The sequence below is a fragment of the Pseudoalteromonas sp. Of7M-16 genome (assembly GCF_022347805.1).
Lineage (GTDB): Bacteria > Pseudomonadota > Gammaproteobacteria > Enterobacterales > Alteromonadaceae > Pseudoalteromonas > Pseudoalteromonas luteoviolacea_F.
On record NZ_JAKRFY010000007.1, the window covers coordinates 166,120 to 181,401 of the forward strand.

At 41.8% G+C, this 15,282-nt stretch carries 15 protein-coding genes; 10 read left to right on the forward strand and 5 right to left on the reverse strand.

Annotation, left to right across the window (positions count from 1 at the left end; translation table 11 throughout):
• Positions 1–45 precede the first annotated feature (45 nt).
• The 4 genes from MHN81_RS09400 to MHN81_RS09415 all read left to right on the forward strand — a co-directional run bounded on the left by MHN81_RS09400 (position 46) and on the right by MHN81_RS09415 (position 6,193).
• Positions 46–1,380, forward strand: coding sequence for a sigma-54 dependent transcriptional regulator (locus MHN81_RS09400; protein WP_023402112.1), 1,335 nt, complete (start codon positions 46–48; stop codon positions 1,378–1,380).
• Positions 1,380–2,678 carry an ATP-binding protein gene (locus tag MHN81_RS09405; RefSeq protein WP_023402113.1) on the forward strand — a complete coding sequence of 433 codons (1,299 nt, stop codon included), beginning with the start codon at positions 1,380–1,382 and terminating at the stop codon, positions 2,676–2,678. Before MHN81_RS09400 ends, MHN81_RS09405 begins: the two co-directional genes overlap by 1 nt.
• Positions 2,679–2,846: 168 nt before the next feature.
• The gene (locus MHN81_RS09410) at positions 2,847–3,380 is read left to right on the forward strand and encodes a hypothetical protein (protein WP_023402114.1); all 534 of its coding nucleotides are present in this window, start codon (positions 2,847–2,849) and stop codon (positions 3,378–3,380) included.
• Positions 3,377–6,193, forward strand: a complete 2,817-nt coding sequence (locus tag MHN81_RS09415) for an alpha/beta fold hydrolase (RefSeq protein WP_239425605.1) — start codon at positions 3,377–3,379, stop codon at positions 6,191–6,193. The genes MHN81_RS09410 and MHN81_RS09415 overlap by 4 nt, the downstream gene beginning before the upstream one ends.
• Before the next feature lie 34 nt (positions 6,194–6,227).
• Here the strand turns inward: MHN81_RS09415 and MHN81_RS09420 are convergent, their stop codons facing one another.
• The 4 genes from MHN81_RS09420 to MHN81_RS09435 form a co-directional block, all read right to left on the reverse strand.
• A complete protein-coding gene (locus tag MHN81_RS09420) occupies positions 6,228–6,545 on the reverse strand; it encodes a hypothetical protein (protein WP_023402116.1) in 318 nt (105 codons plus the stop codon).
• Between the two features lie 133 nt (positions 6,546–6,678).
• Positions 6,679–7,323, reverse strand: a complete 645-nt coding sequence (locus tag MHN81_RS09425) for a 2OG-Fe(II) oxygenase (RefSeq protein ID WP_023402117.1) — start codon at positions 7,321–7,323, stop codon at positions 6,679–6,681.
• A 65-nt stretch (positions 7,324–7,388) separates the two neighbouring features.
• On the reverse strand, positions 7,389–8,099 hold the full coding sequence (locus MHN81_RS09430) for a CTP synthase (protein WP_023402118.1): 711 nt from the start codon (positions 8,097–8,099) through the stop codon (positions 7,389–7,391).
• A 108-nt stretch (positions 8,100–8,207) separates the two neighbouring features.
• Positions 8,208–8,684, reverse strand: coding sequence for a low molecular weight protein-tyrosine-phosphatase (locus MHN81_RS09435; protein WP_023402119.1), 477 nt, complete (start codon positions 8,682–8,684; stop codon positions 8,208–8,210).
• Positions 8,685–8,947: 263 nt separating this feature from the next.
• On the opposite strand from MHN81_RS09435, the gene MHN81_RS09440 reads away from it, so the two are divergent.
• Both MHN81_RS09440 and MHN81_RS09445 read left to right on the forward strand, forming a co-directional pair.
• Positions 8,948–9,811, forward strand: a complete 864-nt coding sequence (locus tag MHN81_RS09440; RefSeq protein WP_239425606.1) for a serine hydrolase domain-containing protein — start codon at positions 8,948–8,950, stop codon at positions 9,809–9,811.
• A 372-nt stretch (positions 9,812–10,183) separates the two neighbouring features.
• A complete protein-coding gene (locus MHN81_RS09445) occupies positions 10,184–10,660 on the forward strand; it encodes a hypothetical protein (RefSeq protein WP_239425607.1) in 477 nt (158 codons plus the stop codon).
• Between the two features lie 60 nt (positions 10,661–10,720).
• Here MHN81_RS09445 and MHN81_RS09450 read toward each other — a convergent pair whose 3' ends face one another.
• Complete coding sequence (locus MHN81_RS09450) at positions 10,721–11,194, reverse strand: hypothetical protein (RefSeq protein WP_239425608.1); 474 nt, start codon at positions 11,192–11,194, stop codon at positions 10,721–10,723.
• 222 nt (positions 11,195–11,416) lie between these two features.
• Between MHN81_RS09450 and MHN81_RS09455 the strand changes: the two genes are divergently transcribed.
• The 4 genes from MHN81_RS09455 to MHN81_RS09470 all read left to right on the forward strand — a co-directional run bounded on the left by MHN81_RS09455 (position 11,417) and on the right by MHN81_RS09470 (position 15,253).
• Positions 11,417–12,901 carry a bifunctional 2-methylcitrate dehydratase/aconitate hydratase gene (locus MHN81_RS09455; RefSeq protein ID WP_023402123.1) on the forward strand — a complete coding sequence of 495 codons (1,485 nt, stop codon included), beginning with the start codon at positions 11,417–11,419 and terminating at the stop codon, positions 12,899–12,901.
• A 151-nt stretch (positions 12,902–13,052) separates the two neighbouring features.
• Positions 13,053–13,460, forward strand: a complete 408-nt coding sequence (locus tag MHN81_RS09460) for an NUDIX hydrolase (protein ID WP_023402124.1) — start codon at positions 13,053–13,055, stop codon at positions 13,458–13,460.
• A 149-nt stretch (positions 13,461–13,609) separates the two neighbouring features.
• Positions 13,610–14,710, forward strand: a complete 1,101-nt coding sequence (locus tag MHN81_RS09465) for a YHYH protein (protein ID WP_023402125.1) — start codon at positions 13,610–13,612, stop codon at positions 14,708–14,710.
• Between the two features lie 30 nt (positions 14,711–14,740).
• Positions 14,741–15,253, forward strand: a complete 513-nt coding sequence (locus tag MHN81_RS09470; protein ID WP_239425609.1) for a hypothetical protein — start codon at positions 14,741–14,743, stop codon at positions 15,251–15,253.
• Positions 15,254–15,282: the final 29 nt, after the last annotated feature.

Here is a 15,282-nt window from a genome sequence, read left to right on the forward strand (position 1 = left end):
CACTATGTTACACTCGAAAGGGTGTAACATAATTATAAAACGCACATGGATAAAATACTGATTATTGACGATAACCCCGCTGTTTTGCAGTCGTTATCTCTTCTATTTGAGCTACATGATTACCAAGTTGTCGAGGCTTCAACTCCTTTTGAGGCCGAACAAGTTGTGCGCTATCAACGTATTGACTTGGTTATTCAGGATATGAACTTTTCTGCTGATACAACCTCAGGTGAAGAGGGCAAGGCGCTGTTTTTTAACCTGCGATCGATTAACCCTTGCTTGCCCATAATCTTGCTAACCGCATGGACTGAATTGGAAATGGCAATTTCTCTTGTCAAAGCAGGGGCCGCAGATTATTTGGCCAAACCTTGGGATGACGAAAAGTTACTTGTCAGCGTGGCGAATTTGATTGCGCTTGGCAAGGCCAGTGAAGACAGCCAACAATTGCAACGGCAAGAGCAAGAAAGGGTACAGTTCAATGAGGGCGTTCAGCTTTGTGGCCTGATATATAAAAGTGTGGCTATGCAGCGCGCTGTTGAAATGGCTGTGCAAGTTGCCAAATCTGATGTGGCAGTGCTTGTGACGGGGGCAAATGGCAGCGGGAAAGAAAAAGTAGCAGAGATTATCCAAGCCAACTCTAGGCTCGCGAATAAGCCGTTTATTAAAGTTAATGCAGGTGCACTACCTGACAATTTAATTGAAGCAGAGCTGTTTGGCGCGGAAGCTGGGGCGTATACCGGTGCGAATAAACAGCGAATTGGCCGGTTTGAAGCCGCTGATGGTGGCACACTCTTTTTGGATGAAATAGGTAATTTACCATTGTCTGGTCAAATGAAGCTGCTGCGTGTATTGCAAACCGGAGAATTCGAACGACTTGGTTCTGTTGAAACTCGCAAAGTGAATGTCAGGGTGATTTCAGCCACCAATGCAGATCTTTTAAATGACATTGCCGCTGGTCGCTTTAGAGAAGATTTATACTATCGACTGAATGTTATTGAGATAAAACTACCCAACCTAAATCAAAGAGTCGATGATATCTTACCATTGGTGCACCACTTTTTGCCGACTCGAGAGTTGACCTTTAGTGCAGAAAAGTCACTACGTGCTCATACCTGGCCTGGCAATGTTAGAGAGCTTGAAAATGCGTGTAAAAGAGCTGGGGTGCTCAAGCCAACAGGTGAACTGGATACTGCTGATTTTGGGCTAACATCAACTATTGCAAAATCAACGCCACCGGTGCAAGGCCATGAGCCGTCGAAGCAAGAGCTTCAGCAAGCCATGCGGCAATGTGAAGGTGTTATAGCCAAAGTTGCGAGGCAATTTGGCATGAGTCGCCAAGCCTTGTACCGACGCTTGCAAAAATATGGGATTGAATATTAATGGAGCAAACCCACCGTAAACTGATCCATAGAGCAGGATTGACCATAGGCATTAGTATGGCAGTTGCCTGTTTGCCTGTGGCGTTTATGGTGTCTTGGCCGGTATGGCTTTGTACCACCCTAGGCGCTTGGATATTGGCTTGTGTGGTCTTAAAACAATTGCTAAAGCCTTTTTTACAATCCCTTGATGCACTTCAAATTGGGTTGCTTAATTTCAAAGATGGTGACTTTTCAAACCAACTTGCCTACCAATCAAACGATGACTTTGGTGATTTATGCCGGCTATACAATGAAACGGCACAACAACTTAGAACAGAAAAACAGTGGCTTTATCAACGGGAAATGATGCTCGACAAGATGTTGCAAAGTGCACCACAAGCATTGTTGCTGGTAAATGATCAAGAGATTGTGGTATTTGCAAATCCAAGTGCTCAGCGTTTACTGGGTAGCTCGTCCCCTCTAGAAGGTAGTAAGGTGGCAGATTTAGCACATGGTGCCCCCAAAGAAATAATGCATGCTATCACGCAGCTCACCGATGGTTTGGTGAGTGTGAAGTCACCGCACAGTGAGGAGCAGATATGGCATAGTGCCGTTGGTAAACTGATACTGAATAACCAACCTCATAGCTTGTATGTTTTTAAGCAGTTAACCAGAGAGCTAAATAGGCAAGAGGTGGCTGTTTGGAAAAAGGTCATTCGAGTGATTAGCCATGAACTGAATAATTCATTGGGGCCTATTTCATCTATGTTGCATAGCGGTAAAATCATTGCCAATAAGCTAGATGAATCGCGTTTAAATAGAGTATTTAGTACGATTGATGAACGAATTGAACACTTATGTGAGTTTATTCAAGGCTATGGCACATTTGCTAAGTTACCAGTCCCGCAGATTAAACAAGTTGAGTTGCTCCCTTTACTAGACGCAATGCAAATGCAATGGCCTTGTACTGTTTCTTGTGAAGTGAGTGTCGTACATGCCGATCGTGGACAATTGGAACAATTGCTCATTAACTTACTAAAAAACGCCCATGAATCTGGATCGCAGCCGGGTTCAATCGAGCTGGATATTGTCGCCATTCCAAAGGGCGTGAAATTCCGTGTGTCTGATAGTGGGCCGGGTATGACAGAAGCGGTACTCACCAATGCACTGGTACCATTTTATTCAACCAAGGCAAGCGGTTCAGGGTTAGGGCTCGCTCTGTGCCGAGAGATTATAGACGCTCACAATGGTCATATCAGCATCAGCAACAGAGCTGAGGGAGGGTTAATGGTTGAGGTTGTATTGCCACTTGGTTGCTAATGCACGTTGCACCGATTATTATCGCGACTATTTTAAAGCTATAAAGAGCTCTATAGTTAATACTTACTATCAATTAAAAACCTCTAAGAATAAAACTATAATTCGCGAGCATAAAAATTTATAATTGTTTACGGTTTTATATTTTTTATAATTAACAGGATTAAGTTGATGAAGTACTTTCTGTTGCTTGTATTCTTGTTTATCAGTGGTTGTGCTACCAATGTCGAGTCAATTAAAGATGATAAAGATGTACTGATAAATAAAAATACGGGTTATATCTTACTAGGTGTTGATAGCAATATGACGCTCAAGTCTATCGACATTGAAGGTCCTCAAAATATTAGGATTACCCGCCAAGATCTGACTGCTGGAAGCAGCTATATCTTATTGGCTTTACAAGCTGGCAAATACAAACTAAGTCGAATAGAATTCAACCAATATTATCGAGCTTACGTCGATGACCCTGAGTATTGGACTTTTACCATTAATGAAGGGGAAATTAATTATGGTGGAGATATTGAACTTAGGACAAAACGGTTCGCACGCGCACTGCGATATAACATGGAGTTAATCAATAACTCCTCTTTGGCGTTAGAGTTTGTAAAAGCGCAATTTCCAAATATCTTATCAAATAAAACAATAGTTTATGGTGGGCCGGGAGAGGACGATTATCTCAAGCTATGGAGTGGTAAAAAACTATGAAGCAACGTATTGTTTTAGTGCTTTGGCTGTTAGTACTGCCGCTGTTTGTTCAAGCCCATTTAATTGATTCACAAAAGTTGCTCACAGTTGCGGAGTACGGACGATTTAGCTTATCGCCCGATGGTGACAATGTTACCTATATCCAAAGAGGCAAGAATAGTTACCTAATAATTAATTACAATGTTAAAGATCGCACTGCAAAGCCGATTAAAAATATTCACGTTTCCAACGCGCTTCTCGATAAATATTGGGTGAGTGATGATGTATTGCTCTTTGAAGTTACGGGGAAAAAAGCAAACCACACATTTTTAGCTAAAAGAACACAAGATGGCTTTAAAGAAATCAGATTAGACCGCAAATGGTCTGTGGTTCGCGGGTTTCCAAGTAATGGTAAACATATACTTATTTCTGAGAGAAAGAAGCGCCAAAAGTATCAAATTTCACTGGTTGAAATTGAGAGTTTATTTTCACAAGTAAAACCCAAAGTACGAAATTTATTCAGTACGAGTTATGGACACAATCAATTATTTTATGAATCAAGCATTCAACAGCTGATTGGTTTCAAAGAAAAAGACACTGAGCTATTGGTCTCGTCAAGAGCACTTGACGATCCGAATTGGTCCCTTTTACTGACCGCTCAAGCCGATCAGAAAAATTACTTTCTACCAATAGGGTTTTTAGACAGTAAAAATATGGTGGTATTGAGTAATAAAGATAGCGATAAAGTATCTGTGTATGCTTATTCTTTAGTAGAGAATAAAATTGGCGATTTAATATATGGCAACGACAAATATGACGTCATAGGTGCAGACATCGAAAATGGCGAGGTCGTCAGCGTCTCTTACTTACGCCATGGTAAACCACATCACGAGTATTTAAATAAACAAAAAGCAGTTTTTAAAAGTCGTCTCTCTAAAGAATTAGAAGGCTTGTCATTAACGACGCTTGCGATTGATAGAAGTGGTGAAAACCATTTGCTATTTGCCAGTTCTCCCACTCATGCAGGTAGTTGGTATCACTTTGATAGCGGCTCTGATGTACTTACTCGTTTAATTTCAGCTTATGAAAACTTAGAAGAATACGAGCTTGCAAGGACACAACTTATCGAGGCTACCACGAAAGATGGTATTCGTTTAGAAGGGTTGTTGACCACCCCGAGAGTCAATGATCGCAAGGTATTAATTGTTATGCCTCATGGAGGTCCAGTAGGAGTACAAGACAGTAATGTTTACAGACCAGAGATCCAACTGCTTGCTAATCGAGGGTTTACTGTACTCAGAGTGAACTTTAGAGGATCTGCCGGCTACGGAAAAGCTTTCCAAAACTTAGGGATCGGGGCCTTGGGTGGAGATATTGAAGCGGATATCTTAACTGTATTAGACAAAGTAAATGAACGTTTTAGCTTTACTAAAACATGCGCTATGGGAAGTAGCTATGGTGGTTATTCATCGGTCATGTTGGCAATCCATGAACCTGAGCGCTTTGATTGTGTTGTTGCGGCTTATGGTATTTATGATATTCCCTATTTATTCTCGAGCTCAAACTTTCATGGAAAAGAAGAGATGATCAAAAGAATAGAAGGCGCAGTAGGAGCAAAAGCAGACGCTCAGGAAAAACCATCACCTGTATACCTTGCCGAACAATTGAACGTACCTATATTATTGATAGCAGGGCGTAGAGACTACATTGCGCATTTCGAGCATAGCCATAGACTCAAGCAAGTATTAGAAATCCACAATAAAGAGGTTGAAACGCTATTCTTTAAGCATGTGGGGCATGGCCAGGCGAGCTGGTATCGTCAAAGACAGGAATCTCTTTCAGTAATTGATTTTTTGGAAAGAGTACTTAAATTAGAGCCATTGAAGCCTAGTTCTGATATTGAAAAAGCACTACTTGCGAACGAGTCTTTGGAACTCGCTGCGCTTTACGACAATGAAGATGTTATTTTAGCACCAAACTATAATTTGGCGGTTAAGTTTAATGAGCGTGCTGCTCAGTATGACAATACGGATGCGTTGTACAACCTTGGCAAGTTTCATCAACAAGGGCTTGGGCGTGTTAAAGACTTTATTAAAGCCAAAGGCTACTATGAACGAGCTGCTCTAAAAGGGCATAGAGATGCAAAGGTGGCCCTAGCCAAACTATATTTCCATGGCACGGGCATTGAAAAAGATACCGTTAAAGCACATGAAGTATTGGCTTCAATTACCGAGATTAGCGAACATCAAGAAGAAAGTTTATTGCGTCTCATGTTATATTGCCAAACTCCTCTAAACGAGAAACAAGCACAGCGGTGTTTGACATACCCAGTCGACTTTCTTAAGAAGTTTGAATCACCGGCTATGAGCACATTGGCTAGGCTGATCGTCAGTGAAGATACACCATCAGACATTAAAGCGTCTTTGATGGACCTCATAGTGCAAAAGTACCACATTGATACGTTAGACTTTACCCTCAAGGTTAGAGGCATGGGAACCTATGTATGGAGCCGCCACATTGGTTATAGCTGGCGAGACAAACTCGTTCCTATAGATCAAGCGCACTACATCCCGAACGAACCAAAACAGTGCTATCTTGAAGCATTTGTCGATCTAGATGGAGTCGACACAGGTAAACGGGCAGCTGCAATAATTCGTTGGGAAGTGTTTAATAAAGGCAAACTAGAAGAGGATGGTTTTACTATCTTCAGAGGTAAAACCACCAAGGCTTGGCGCTACAAGGTAGATATGGACAACCCCGGTTTAACATATCAAGTAAGTGTGTTTAACTTACGCGGTGAGCAAGTGCAAAGTTTTAAATGTGAAAATGTATAATAAAAAGCCCGCTTTATAGCGGGCTTTTTATTTACTATGTATTGTTTGTGTTAGTCTCTGTTTGTGGGGTTGTACACCCTTCACTTTGCTCAAGCCAAGACAACGTATTTTTGCTTAATACTATGGTACCCGACACAACTAAACTGGCTGCTGAAACAATACCTGCACCAGCCATTGCCAGTGCGCATGCTTGTCCAGAACATGCTCCGAGCGATGCGACTTGCTCGCTCGTTAATACATACTTTCGTTTCGTGACATTGCACTGTTCATCGTAATAGTGAACTTCTTTAGAAACAAAGACACAGCCAGCTAAAAAAATCACAAGCAAAACACAAAGAAGTGGTAATCGCATAGTATTTTCCTTTCATTTTTTTGCCACGATATAGCTATCACAAATAATTTGAAAGTTAATTATTGTAATTAGGTGTAGCTTTCGAGAATAAGGGGAGGGCGATGCGATAGTGAGCACTACCGCATCTAATTGATTATCTTGGTGGATCAACATGACCCGCAGTACTTGCGTTGATCCGAAACCAACCAGCAATAGAATAGCGGGATTTATTCGCCGCGAGCACTTCATGAGGAAACTCGTCACTTAAAAAAGTTACCAGCGTGCCTTTTTTAGGCAATACACGGCAATGCTCTTTTTCATGATTTTCAGCGTCAAAGATAACCAGTTCGCCACCATCTTGGGGTTGCCACTCATCATTGAGATAAAAGACAGTGGTCAATACTCGGTTCGCTTTGCCTTTAAATGCATCTAAGTGTTTTTTATAAAAAGCACCAGCCTCATAATGTGCGAAGTGGCTTTCATAGCTAAACAAGCCCATGAATAAGCGACGATTTAAGTAGTCTTTTAAATCGTCCATGGCATTTAGATAACCCGCTTCTTGGTGACTGTTTTTGTCAAGCCAGCGGATTTTATCGCGGCGGATCTCTGCGTTTTTTTCATGGTCACTTTGTCGACCAATGCCTGCGGTTTGAAATGTATCCGCTTCTAAACTCGCAATTCGTTCATTGAGTGCTTGAATAATGTTTGGGTCAATAGCGTTTTCTATAATGCTTAAGCCAGTCGCACGCAAATCATTGGCAATTTGCTCATATACGTTTTCAGTGTCAAAGTCAGACAAGTCACACCTCCAGATAATGTGCAGGCTTTTTACCGAATCACGTGCTAAAAGGCAAGTGCATCTTGTTACTTACTGGATAAACCTTGATTTTGCGCACAGGCATTTATAAATGCGTTGATAAGTGGTGAGCGTTTTCCACTCAACGCTGCTCGCTCTGGTTGAAATAGCGTCGCGATAAAAAATGGGTGAATCGTTAGCTCTACGGCGCGCACTTCTGTTGTATCGTCATCTGCGGCTGCGACCAAAGGGCCTGCTAGAAGTGCCTCTCGAAAATGGGTATTTAGTCCGTAACGGCAGCGATAACCTTCTTGAATAGACTGGGCATCGTAAATGCGAGCAAGCTGGCTCTTTGGAAATAAATTAATGGTTTCAGTTGTTTCTATCAATGCACAACTGAGCTCTGAAATGACCTGTCTATTAGCGTTTGGAGAAGATTCCCCATGCGCGGCATCCGACCAGCCAATCACGTTTCGTGCATATTCAACAACAACATGCTGAAAGCCACCACAAGTACCAAGAAATGGAAGTAAATTTTCTCGAGCAAATCGAATGGCTGTTAAGGCGCCCTCCGGGTCTGCATAAGGGGTTTTTGGTACACACCAAATACCATCAAATAGTGACAGATCAGTGTCTTTGACTTTATCCGTGCTCAACCAAGTAGCCGTTACTTTTATTTTTAGATCTTCTGCTGCGAGATCTATGGAAGGTGGGATCCCTTGGTGAGCGGGTACTGTATTGTCAAAATCCCCGACTAAGGCGATGGCGAGTTCTTTCATCTCTTTTCCTTAAGCTTTGGCTTATTACTAATGTGTTTTTATTATGGGTAATTCAAAAATTGTCGTCTAGTGCTATTGCGCTTAGATCTGTAAGGTAATGTGTACCTATTATAGTGTTAATAGACGCTTAATGATGTTGTCACTGGCCTGCTCAATAAGGTCAAGCACCAACTCAAACCCATCTCCTTCACCATAATATGGATCAGGAACTTCTTGCTCAGTTAAGTTTGCGTAGTCTAAGAACAGATGTAATTTATGATGGTATTCGGTTGGGCAAGTGGCACGTAAATCGGCCATGTTATGCTTGTCGGCGCATAAAATAAGGTCAAAGGAAGCAAAATCGTTTTGGCAAACTTGCCTCGAATATATACCTGAGAAGCTATAACCGCGCTTTTGACCCGCTTTGACACTCCTTTTGTCTGGTGTGTTTCCCTCGTGGTAGTTAATCGTTCCTGCGGAATCAATGTTTAAAGTTAGATTATTGTCTTGAGCTTTGGCTTTTAAAACGGCTTCCATTGTCGGGGAGCGGCAAATGTTACCCATACAAACAACCAATATTTTACTTAACTTGTGATTTTGAACCATGTTAGCAAGCCCTAAAAGATTGAGTTATAACTTTAAAGAGATGAATAAACTAACATTCTCAACAGGGCAATAAAAGTGTTCGTGAGATAAATTCATGTACATGCTAAGTTTTTAATATCATTGCGAGTTTGCATTAAAATTTTGCGATTAACTTGGCACGAAAAAGATCTATCCTTGCACAAAAGTGAATCTAACTCTCTTAATTTAACTGTCCACAAAGAGTCTTGTTATGTAGCAAACATCGATTTTAACGGGAGCAATTAATGATATACAGTGTGGTTGATGAGTTGGGTAGTATAAGCATACATGCACATCGCCCGGTTCCATGGTGGAGCTTTACCAAAACGGTACTTGCAACTATCGCCATGCGGCTTTGTGATAATGGTAAATTAAATTTAGATTCGAAACTGCCTGAAAAGCCCTTTACCTATCGGCAATTGCTACAACATACTTCAGGTCTGAATGATTACAGTTTTTTAAGTGAATATCACCAAGCCGTCGCAGAAAACAAACCTTCGTGGTCTGTTGACACTCTGATGAACAAAGTCAAGGTTGATGATTTGCGCTTTGAACCTGGTTGTGGCTGGTGTTATTCAAATGTGGGTTACCTGTTGCTGCGTCTTGAGGTTGAACGTATCTACGATATGACGTTGTCAGAAATCATAACTGCTTTTTTAGTTAAAGAGCTTAGTTTGACCAGCGTTTCTTTGGTCGAAGATCTCGCTGCTTTCAATGCGCTGCAAGTAGGCCCCAAAGACTACGACCCTAATTGGTGCTATCACGGTTTATTGGCCGGTAACCTAGAAGATGCTGCGCTGTTTTTACACTATTTGATGAATGGTAATTTAGTCAGTCAGAATGCCCTAATTGAAATGCAAAAACTCTACAAATTAAATGTAGATGTTGGCGAGCGACCATGGACAAGTCCCGCTGTGGGGCTGGGCCTTATGTGTAATCAGGATGCAATTTTGGACACCGTTGGGCACACCGGTATGGGCCCTGGCAGTGTCATCGCTGTACACCACTTTAAACTCCAAAAGCCGAAGACCGTGGCGGTATTTAAACAATGCCAAGACCAAGGCGTCGTTGAAAATAAAGCCGTGATACTGGCGAGGGCTGGTTCTTAAATTGTCTAAAAAACCATATAGGCTGCTAAAGCAAATGCAGCAATGGCGGTTTTTCCCAGTTGTGGTGATATTCGAGCGCAAGAGTCAATATGCAGTGCATCACAGAGCACTAAGAATCTATGTTTGTTGTTGAGTAAATTTGGATAGACTTTGATAGCAGGTTTTAAAATGCTTTTTAATGTTCCGCTTTTTATTCAACGTAAGGAAAGTAGGTGCAGCTTTCCTTTTTTGAAAAATAACGAAGAATTCACTGGCAAGCATTCATAGCCGGGCAATATGAGCAATGCTTATTTTATTTGAAATAAACATTAACAAATTGTAATAAATGTGTAATATTGTGTTTCTTGTAAAGGTTCAAATGAAGGAAACATCATGAAATATACATTACTACTATCAGGATTATTATTGTCTTTTGCAGCTGGTGCACAAGTGCGCACAGTAATGGACCCTTTGGAGTGCAAACAAGTCAGTGTCACAGGAGAAATTGCATTTGAAGAAGCGGGTGTGACAAATTTATCAGCAACGGGTGAGCTAACGATTCGATGCCCGATCCGTAGTCAAGTCGGCTTAAAGTTTCAAGGAATAGATATTTGGCATCAACCGCACCGTACAGTGTCTTGTAGTTTGATCCGCCGTCAGTGGTCACATTACAACACCAAGCCAACTGTATTGGTAAAAGATTTTACCTTATCAAGTTACCCTGGATATTTGCTACAGTCTGTTTCTGCAAGCCCCATCAATAGCATTAGCAGTAATGTAGGAACAGCATATGCGTTCGAGTGTCGTCTAAGCAAAAAAGTAGGTAATCATCAAACATACTTAGGTGCCTATACAACCAATTTCAATTAAATGTAGCTACTGGCGCTGTGTCGATGCGTGACACAGCCTAGGTCTACTTCATGCGAATATTTAGTGTGACAAATATCGCGCGAGTTTGGACTCAATTTGAACATATTGGTCAATGATAATTTGGCAGCGAATACTTTGATTAAAACGCACCAGTTCACATGCTAAACAGGCAATATTTTTATACCCTTCAAGCGCTTTTTTTCTTAACTTGAGCGCTTTTTGACTTTGTACAATTTGACTTAATACATAGGCTGCTTCTTCCAAAAAGAAGTACTCCTCGGTGTCCTCAAAAATCGGGCAGTAATCAAAACAAAAATTACAAATTTCGACCATTCGGTTTATCGAAACCTTGTTAGCGTTTGGTTGTTTTAATATTTTAAGGCTGATTTTAAACGCATCCGTATAACAGTTTGCAGCTTTTTCTTGATGACCAAACAAGTAGGCTGACTGCGCACGATCGATTAGTCGATTGTATTCCATGGCAGGTGAATTTGTGTCTGTGGATGAAACCAATGTTAGTAAATGAGCTGACATTTTTATCCTTTCGCTTAGTGAAATAAAGTGATGGCATTTCATTTATTGCCGTAAAACCTATAGTTGCAAATGATAATGAAAATAAATATCATTTGCAAAGTGTTGTGGTAATATCCTAATTAAATTAAAAACGGCCCCAGCTATCTTTTCGAGGATGAGTTATGCAATACATGACTTCCTCACATAAAAATCATCTAACAGCGAAACTACAGGAGTGGCACTATGAGTGCGAATGTCGATTTAGCAAATCGCCCAAATTACGATCAGGAAATTCAAGGTATTGCCGATTATGTGATTAATTATAGAGTTGAATCTCAAGAAGCGCTTGATACAGCAATTAACTGTTTAATGGATACTTTGGGATGTGGATTACTAGCGCTAGGTTTTCCTGAATGTAGCAAGCATTTAGGCCCCCTTGTGACAGGCACTGTGGTGCCTTTTGGCGCTCGTGTACCGGGTACACAATTTGCCATGGACCCTGTAAAGGCGGCTTGGGACATTGGGTGTATCATTCGATGGTTGGATTTTAATGATACTTGGCTTGCTGCTGAGTGGGGTCATCCATCGGATAACTTAGGTGGAATTTTGGCGGTGGCGGATCACATTGCTCAACAGCAAGCCGTATCTGGAGGTGAGCCTTTAACACTCGAAGATATTGTTACTGCAATGATAAAAGCACACGAAATTCAAGGCGTATTGGCATTAGAAAACAGCTTTAACCGCGTTGGGCTGTGCCACGTGTTATTGGTGCGTGTTGCAACTACCGCAGTGGTTACTCATATGATGGGCGGTGATAAAGAGCAGATCATGGCTGCGATTTCACAGGCATGGGTGGATGGATCTGCGCTGCGAACGTACCGTCACGCACCTAACGCCGGTTCTCGCAAGTCATGGGCGGCCGGGGATGCAACATCTCGTGGTGTGAGACTAGCTGACATGTCAATGAGAGGTGAGATGGGCATACCGGGCGTATTGACTGCGCCACAATGGGGGTTTTACGACGTATCATTTAGCCAAACCAATAAAGATCTAGCTTTGAAACCTGCAGCACAAAGAAAGTTTAGTTTTCAAAGGGAATACGGCACTTATGTAATGGAAAACATTCTCTTTAAACTCAGTTTCCCTGCTGAGTTTCATTCTCAAACGGCTTGTGAAGCAGCCGTAACCTTACATGATCAAATAAAACATAGACTGAGTGATATAAAACGTATTGAGATCACAACCCATGAATCAGCGATCCGCATCATTTCAAAAGAGGGGGAATTGGCAAACCCTGCAGATAGGGACCACTGTTTGCAATACATGGTAGCGGTGCCACTTCTATTTGGCACATTAAACGCAGAACACTATGAAGACCAATTCCATCTAGCGCATCCAGAAATTGACGAGCTGAGAAGCAAGATGACTATCATTGAAAATAAGCGCTACAGCGAGGAATATCACGATCCACAGAAGCGTTCGATTGCCAATGCGATTCAGGTTTTCTTCAACGATGACAGCAGCACAGAAAAAGTAGAAGTAGAATACCCCATTGGACATCGCCGCCGTCGCAGTGAAGGTGATCCGGTATTAAAAGCGAAGTTTGAACATAACTTAGCGACACGTTTCCCTAAATACCGCTGCGAGCAAATTATTGATTTATTTGAAGATAAAGAAAAGCTGTTAAAGACACCAGTTAATCGGTTTATGGATATGTTTGTTATTTAACTCTCTAGGTTAATCACTGTGTACCCAATCGAGATGTGTTTTTATAGGCGGTTGGGTCAATTGACAATGTCGTGATAACTAAATTTGTCTTGTTTATCCTTGTTTGAAGTATAAAATCCCGTGCTGATTCATTCTGTTGAAAGGAACTTCCATGAGTAAAGCAGTACGTGTTGGTGTTGGCGTCATCATAAAAAGAGGTGACAAAATTTTGCTTGGTGAGCGCATTGGTGCGCATGGTGCTAATACTTGGGCAACGCCTGGGGGGCACTTAGAGTTTGGGGAACGCATCGAGTGCTGTGCCAAAAGAGAGGTCCTTGAAGAAACAGGGCTCTGCGTTACAGGTGTAAAAGAAGTCGGTTTTACCAATGATATTTTTATCAGCGAGAGTAAGCATTACATTACGATATTTGTAATGGCCGAGTGTCGTGATGGTGATGCAAAAGTACTTGAACCAAATAAATGTAAACAATGGCGCTGGTTTAGCCTTGATGAATTACCTAAGCCGCTGTTTATTCCCATGGCTAACTTTCTTAAAGAACAGGCAAGTGTGTTGAGATAATTGAGCGAATAACCTTTCACTTTTTCGTTAAATATAAAATTATTTACTTGTTGCACAGTGTTTGCACAATCCGCTCCTATAGTGAAAAAAAGCAATAGTACCGTGCATAACGGTTGCGTCAGTTGTTAATTTTTATGGGAGCAAGCGATATGAAGCAAAGTTTGAGCATAACACCTATTTCAATGATCACAGCCAGTATTACTTTGATGATGTTGTCTGGTTGTGGTTCTAGTTCAAGTGATGGTGACAGTACACAAACCCAAGTAACAGCACAGACGCAAAATACAGCAAGCACCACCACCACCGCAACAAGCACCAGTACTGCGAATAATAATGCCAGTAGTAACACCACAACATCCGACAGTGATTCAAGCACTGCGCAAAATACAGCGGAGACGGATAATGGAACAGCGTCTGTCGCTAATTCAACAGATGGCGTGTTGTGCGATTATTTTTACAATGAATTTAATGACTCAGCCTCTGTACAAGCGACGAGCAATGCGGATTGGAGCTGTACAGGTGCTGCGCGGACTTTAACTGCAAATGGGATCCCTGATCATCAAACTGGCACATTTCCTAATCCAGGTAATCCCAATACAATCAGTGAAACGTCTGTTTCGATTAGCTACACCCTAACGCCGACTAAAACTGATAACAGCTCAACTTTAGGAGGACCGAGAGGGGCAACAGGTTACGTTTTAAATGGGGTTAAAATTGATGCCAACACAGCAGGGTCATGCGATGACTCGGGCGATAATTGCACCCTAGTTGGTAATACTGGCAGTTGGAGTATTGAAGCTTTGGGTCAAACGAGTTTTGATTTTGGAACAGATGATAACAATGCCCATGTACAGCCTGACGGCTCTTATCACTATCATGGTATGCCCGAAGGGTTTATTGCACTTCGAGGCGGCTCTGACTCCACCATGACGTTGATAGGGTGGGCGGCAGATGGTTTTCCAATATATGCACGTTACGGCTACAGCGACGCTGAAAATGCACAGTCAGCGCTCAAGGTTATGGCAGGCAGTTATCAATTGGTTGAAAATGTCAGTAATAGTAGACCTTCAACGTCAGTGTATGCATTGGGCACGTTTGCGCAAGATTGGGAGTATGTCGCTGGCAGCGGGGACCTTGATGAATGCAATGGCCGCTATGGCGTGACTCCCGAGTTTCCGCAAGGTATTTACCACTACTATGCAACTGATAGCTACCCCTACTTTCAACGCTGTGTGAAAGGCGCGCTATAAGATTCAGTGTGATTAGATAACGAGGTTTGTATGTTTAACACGATAAAAAAATACGTTATGTATGGTTGTTTTATACTTAGTATGCCAACGAATGCGCATCTGATGGTTGCAGATCATGGCACTCTGAATTTTGATGAAACAGGCGCATACTTAGTAATTTCCCTTGCATCATCAAACTTTCCCGAAGCGGATTTAGACAATAATGGTCATTTGTCTTTTCACGAGTTTAAGCAGGCTAAAGACTCTATCTTTACCAAAACACTTGGTGGCGTCTATATGCAACAAGCGGATAAAATAAAGCAAATAGACGGCCTAATGTTGTCTCCACAGGCCTCACATCATGGAGATGGCACGGACATAGATCAGATTGTTGTCATGGGGAAATTTATCAATATAGACCATACACAGGGCCTGTCTTTTCACAATACCTTGTACGGTAATGGCGTCCATACAAAACTAGAGATGACGGCAAAATATAAGCGACTTGGTTTAAAGCAAGGGTTTGAGCTTACTCCAAAGCAACAATATGCAAAGGTATTTTAGCGCAAGCTAAAATACCGCTGTCAGGCTGA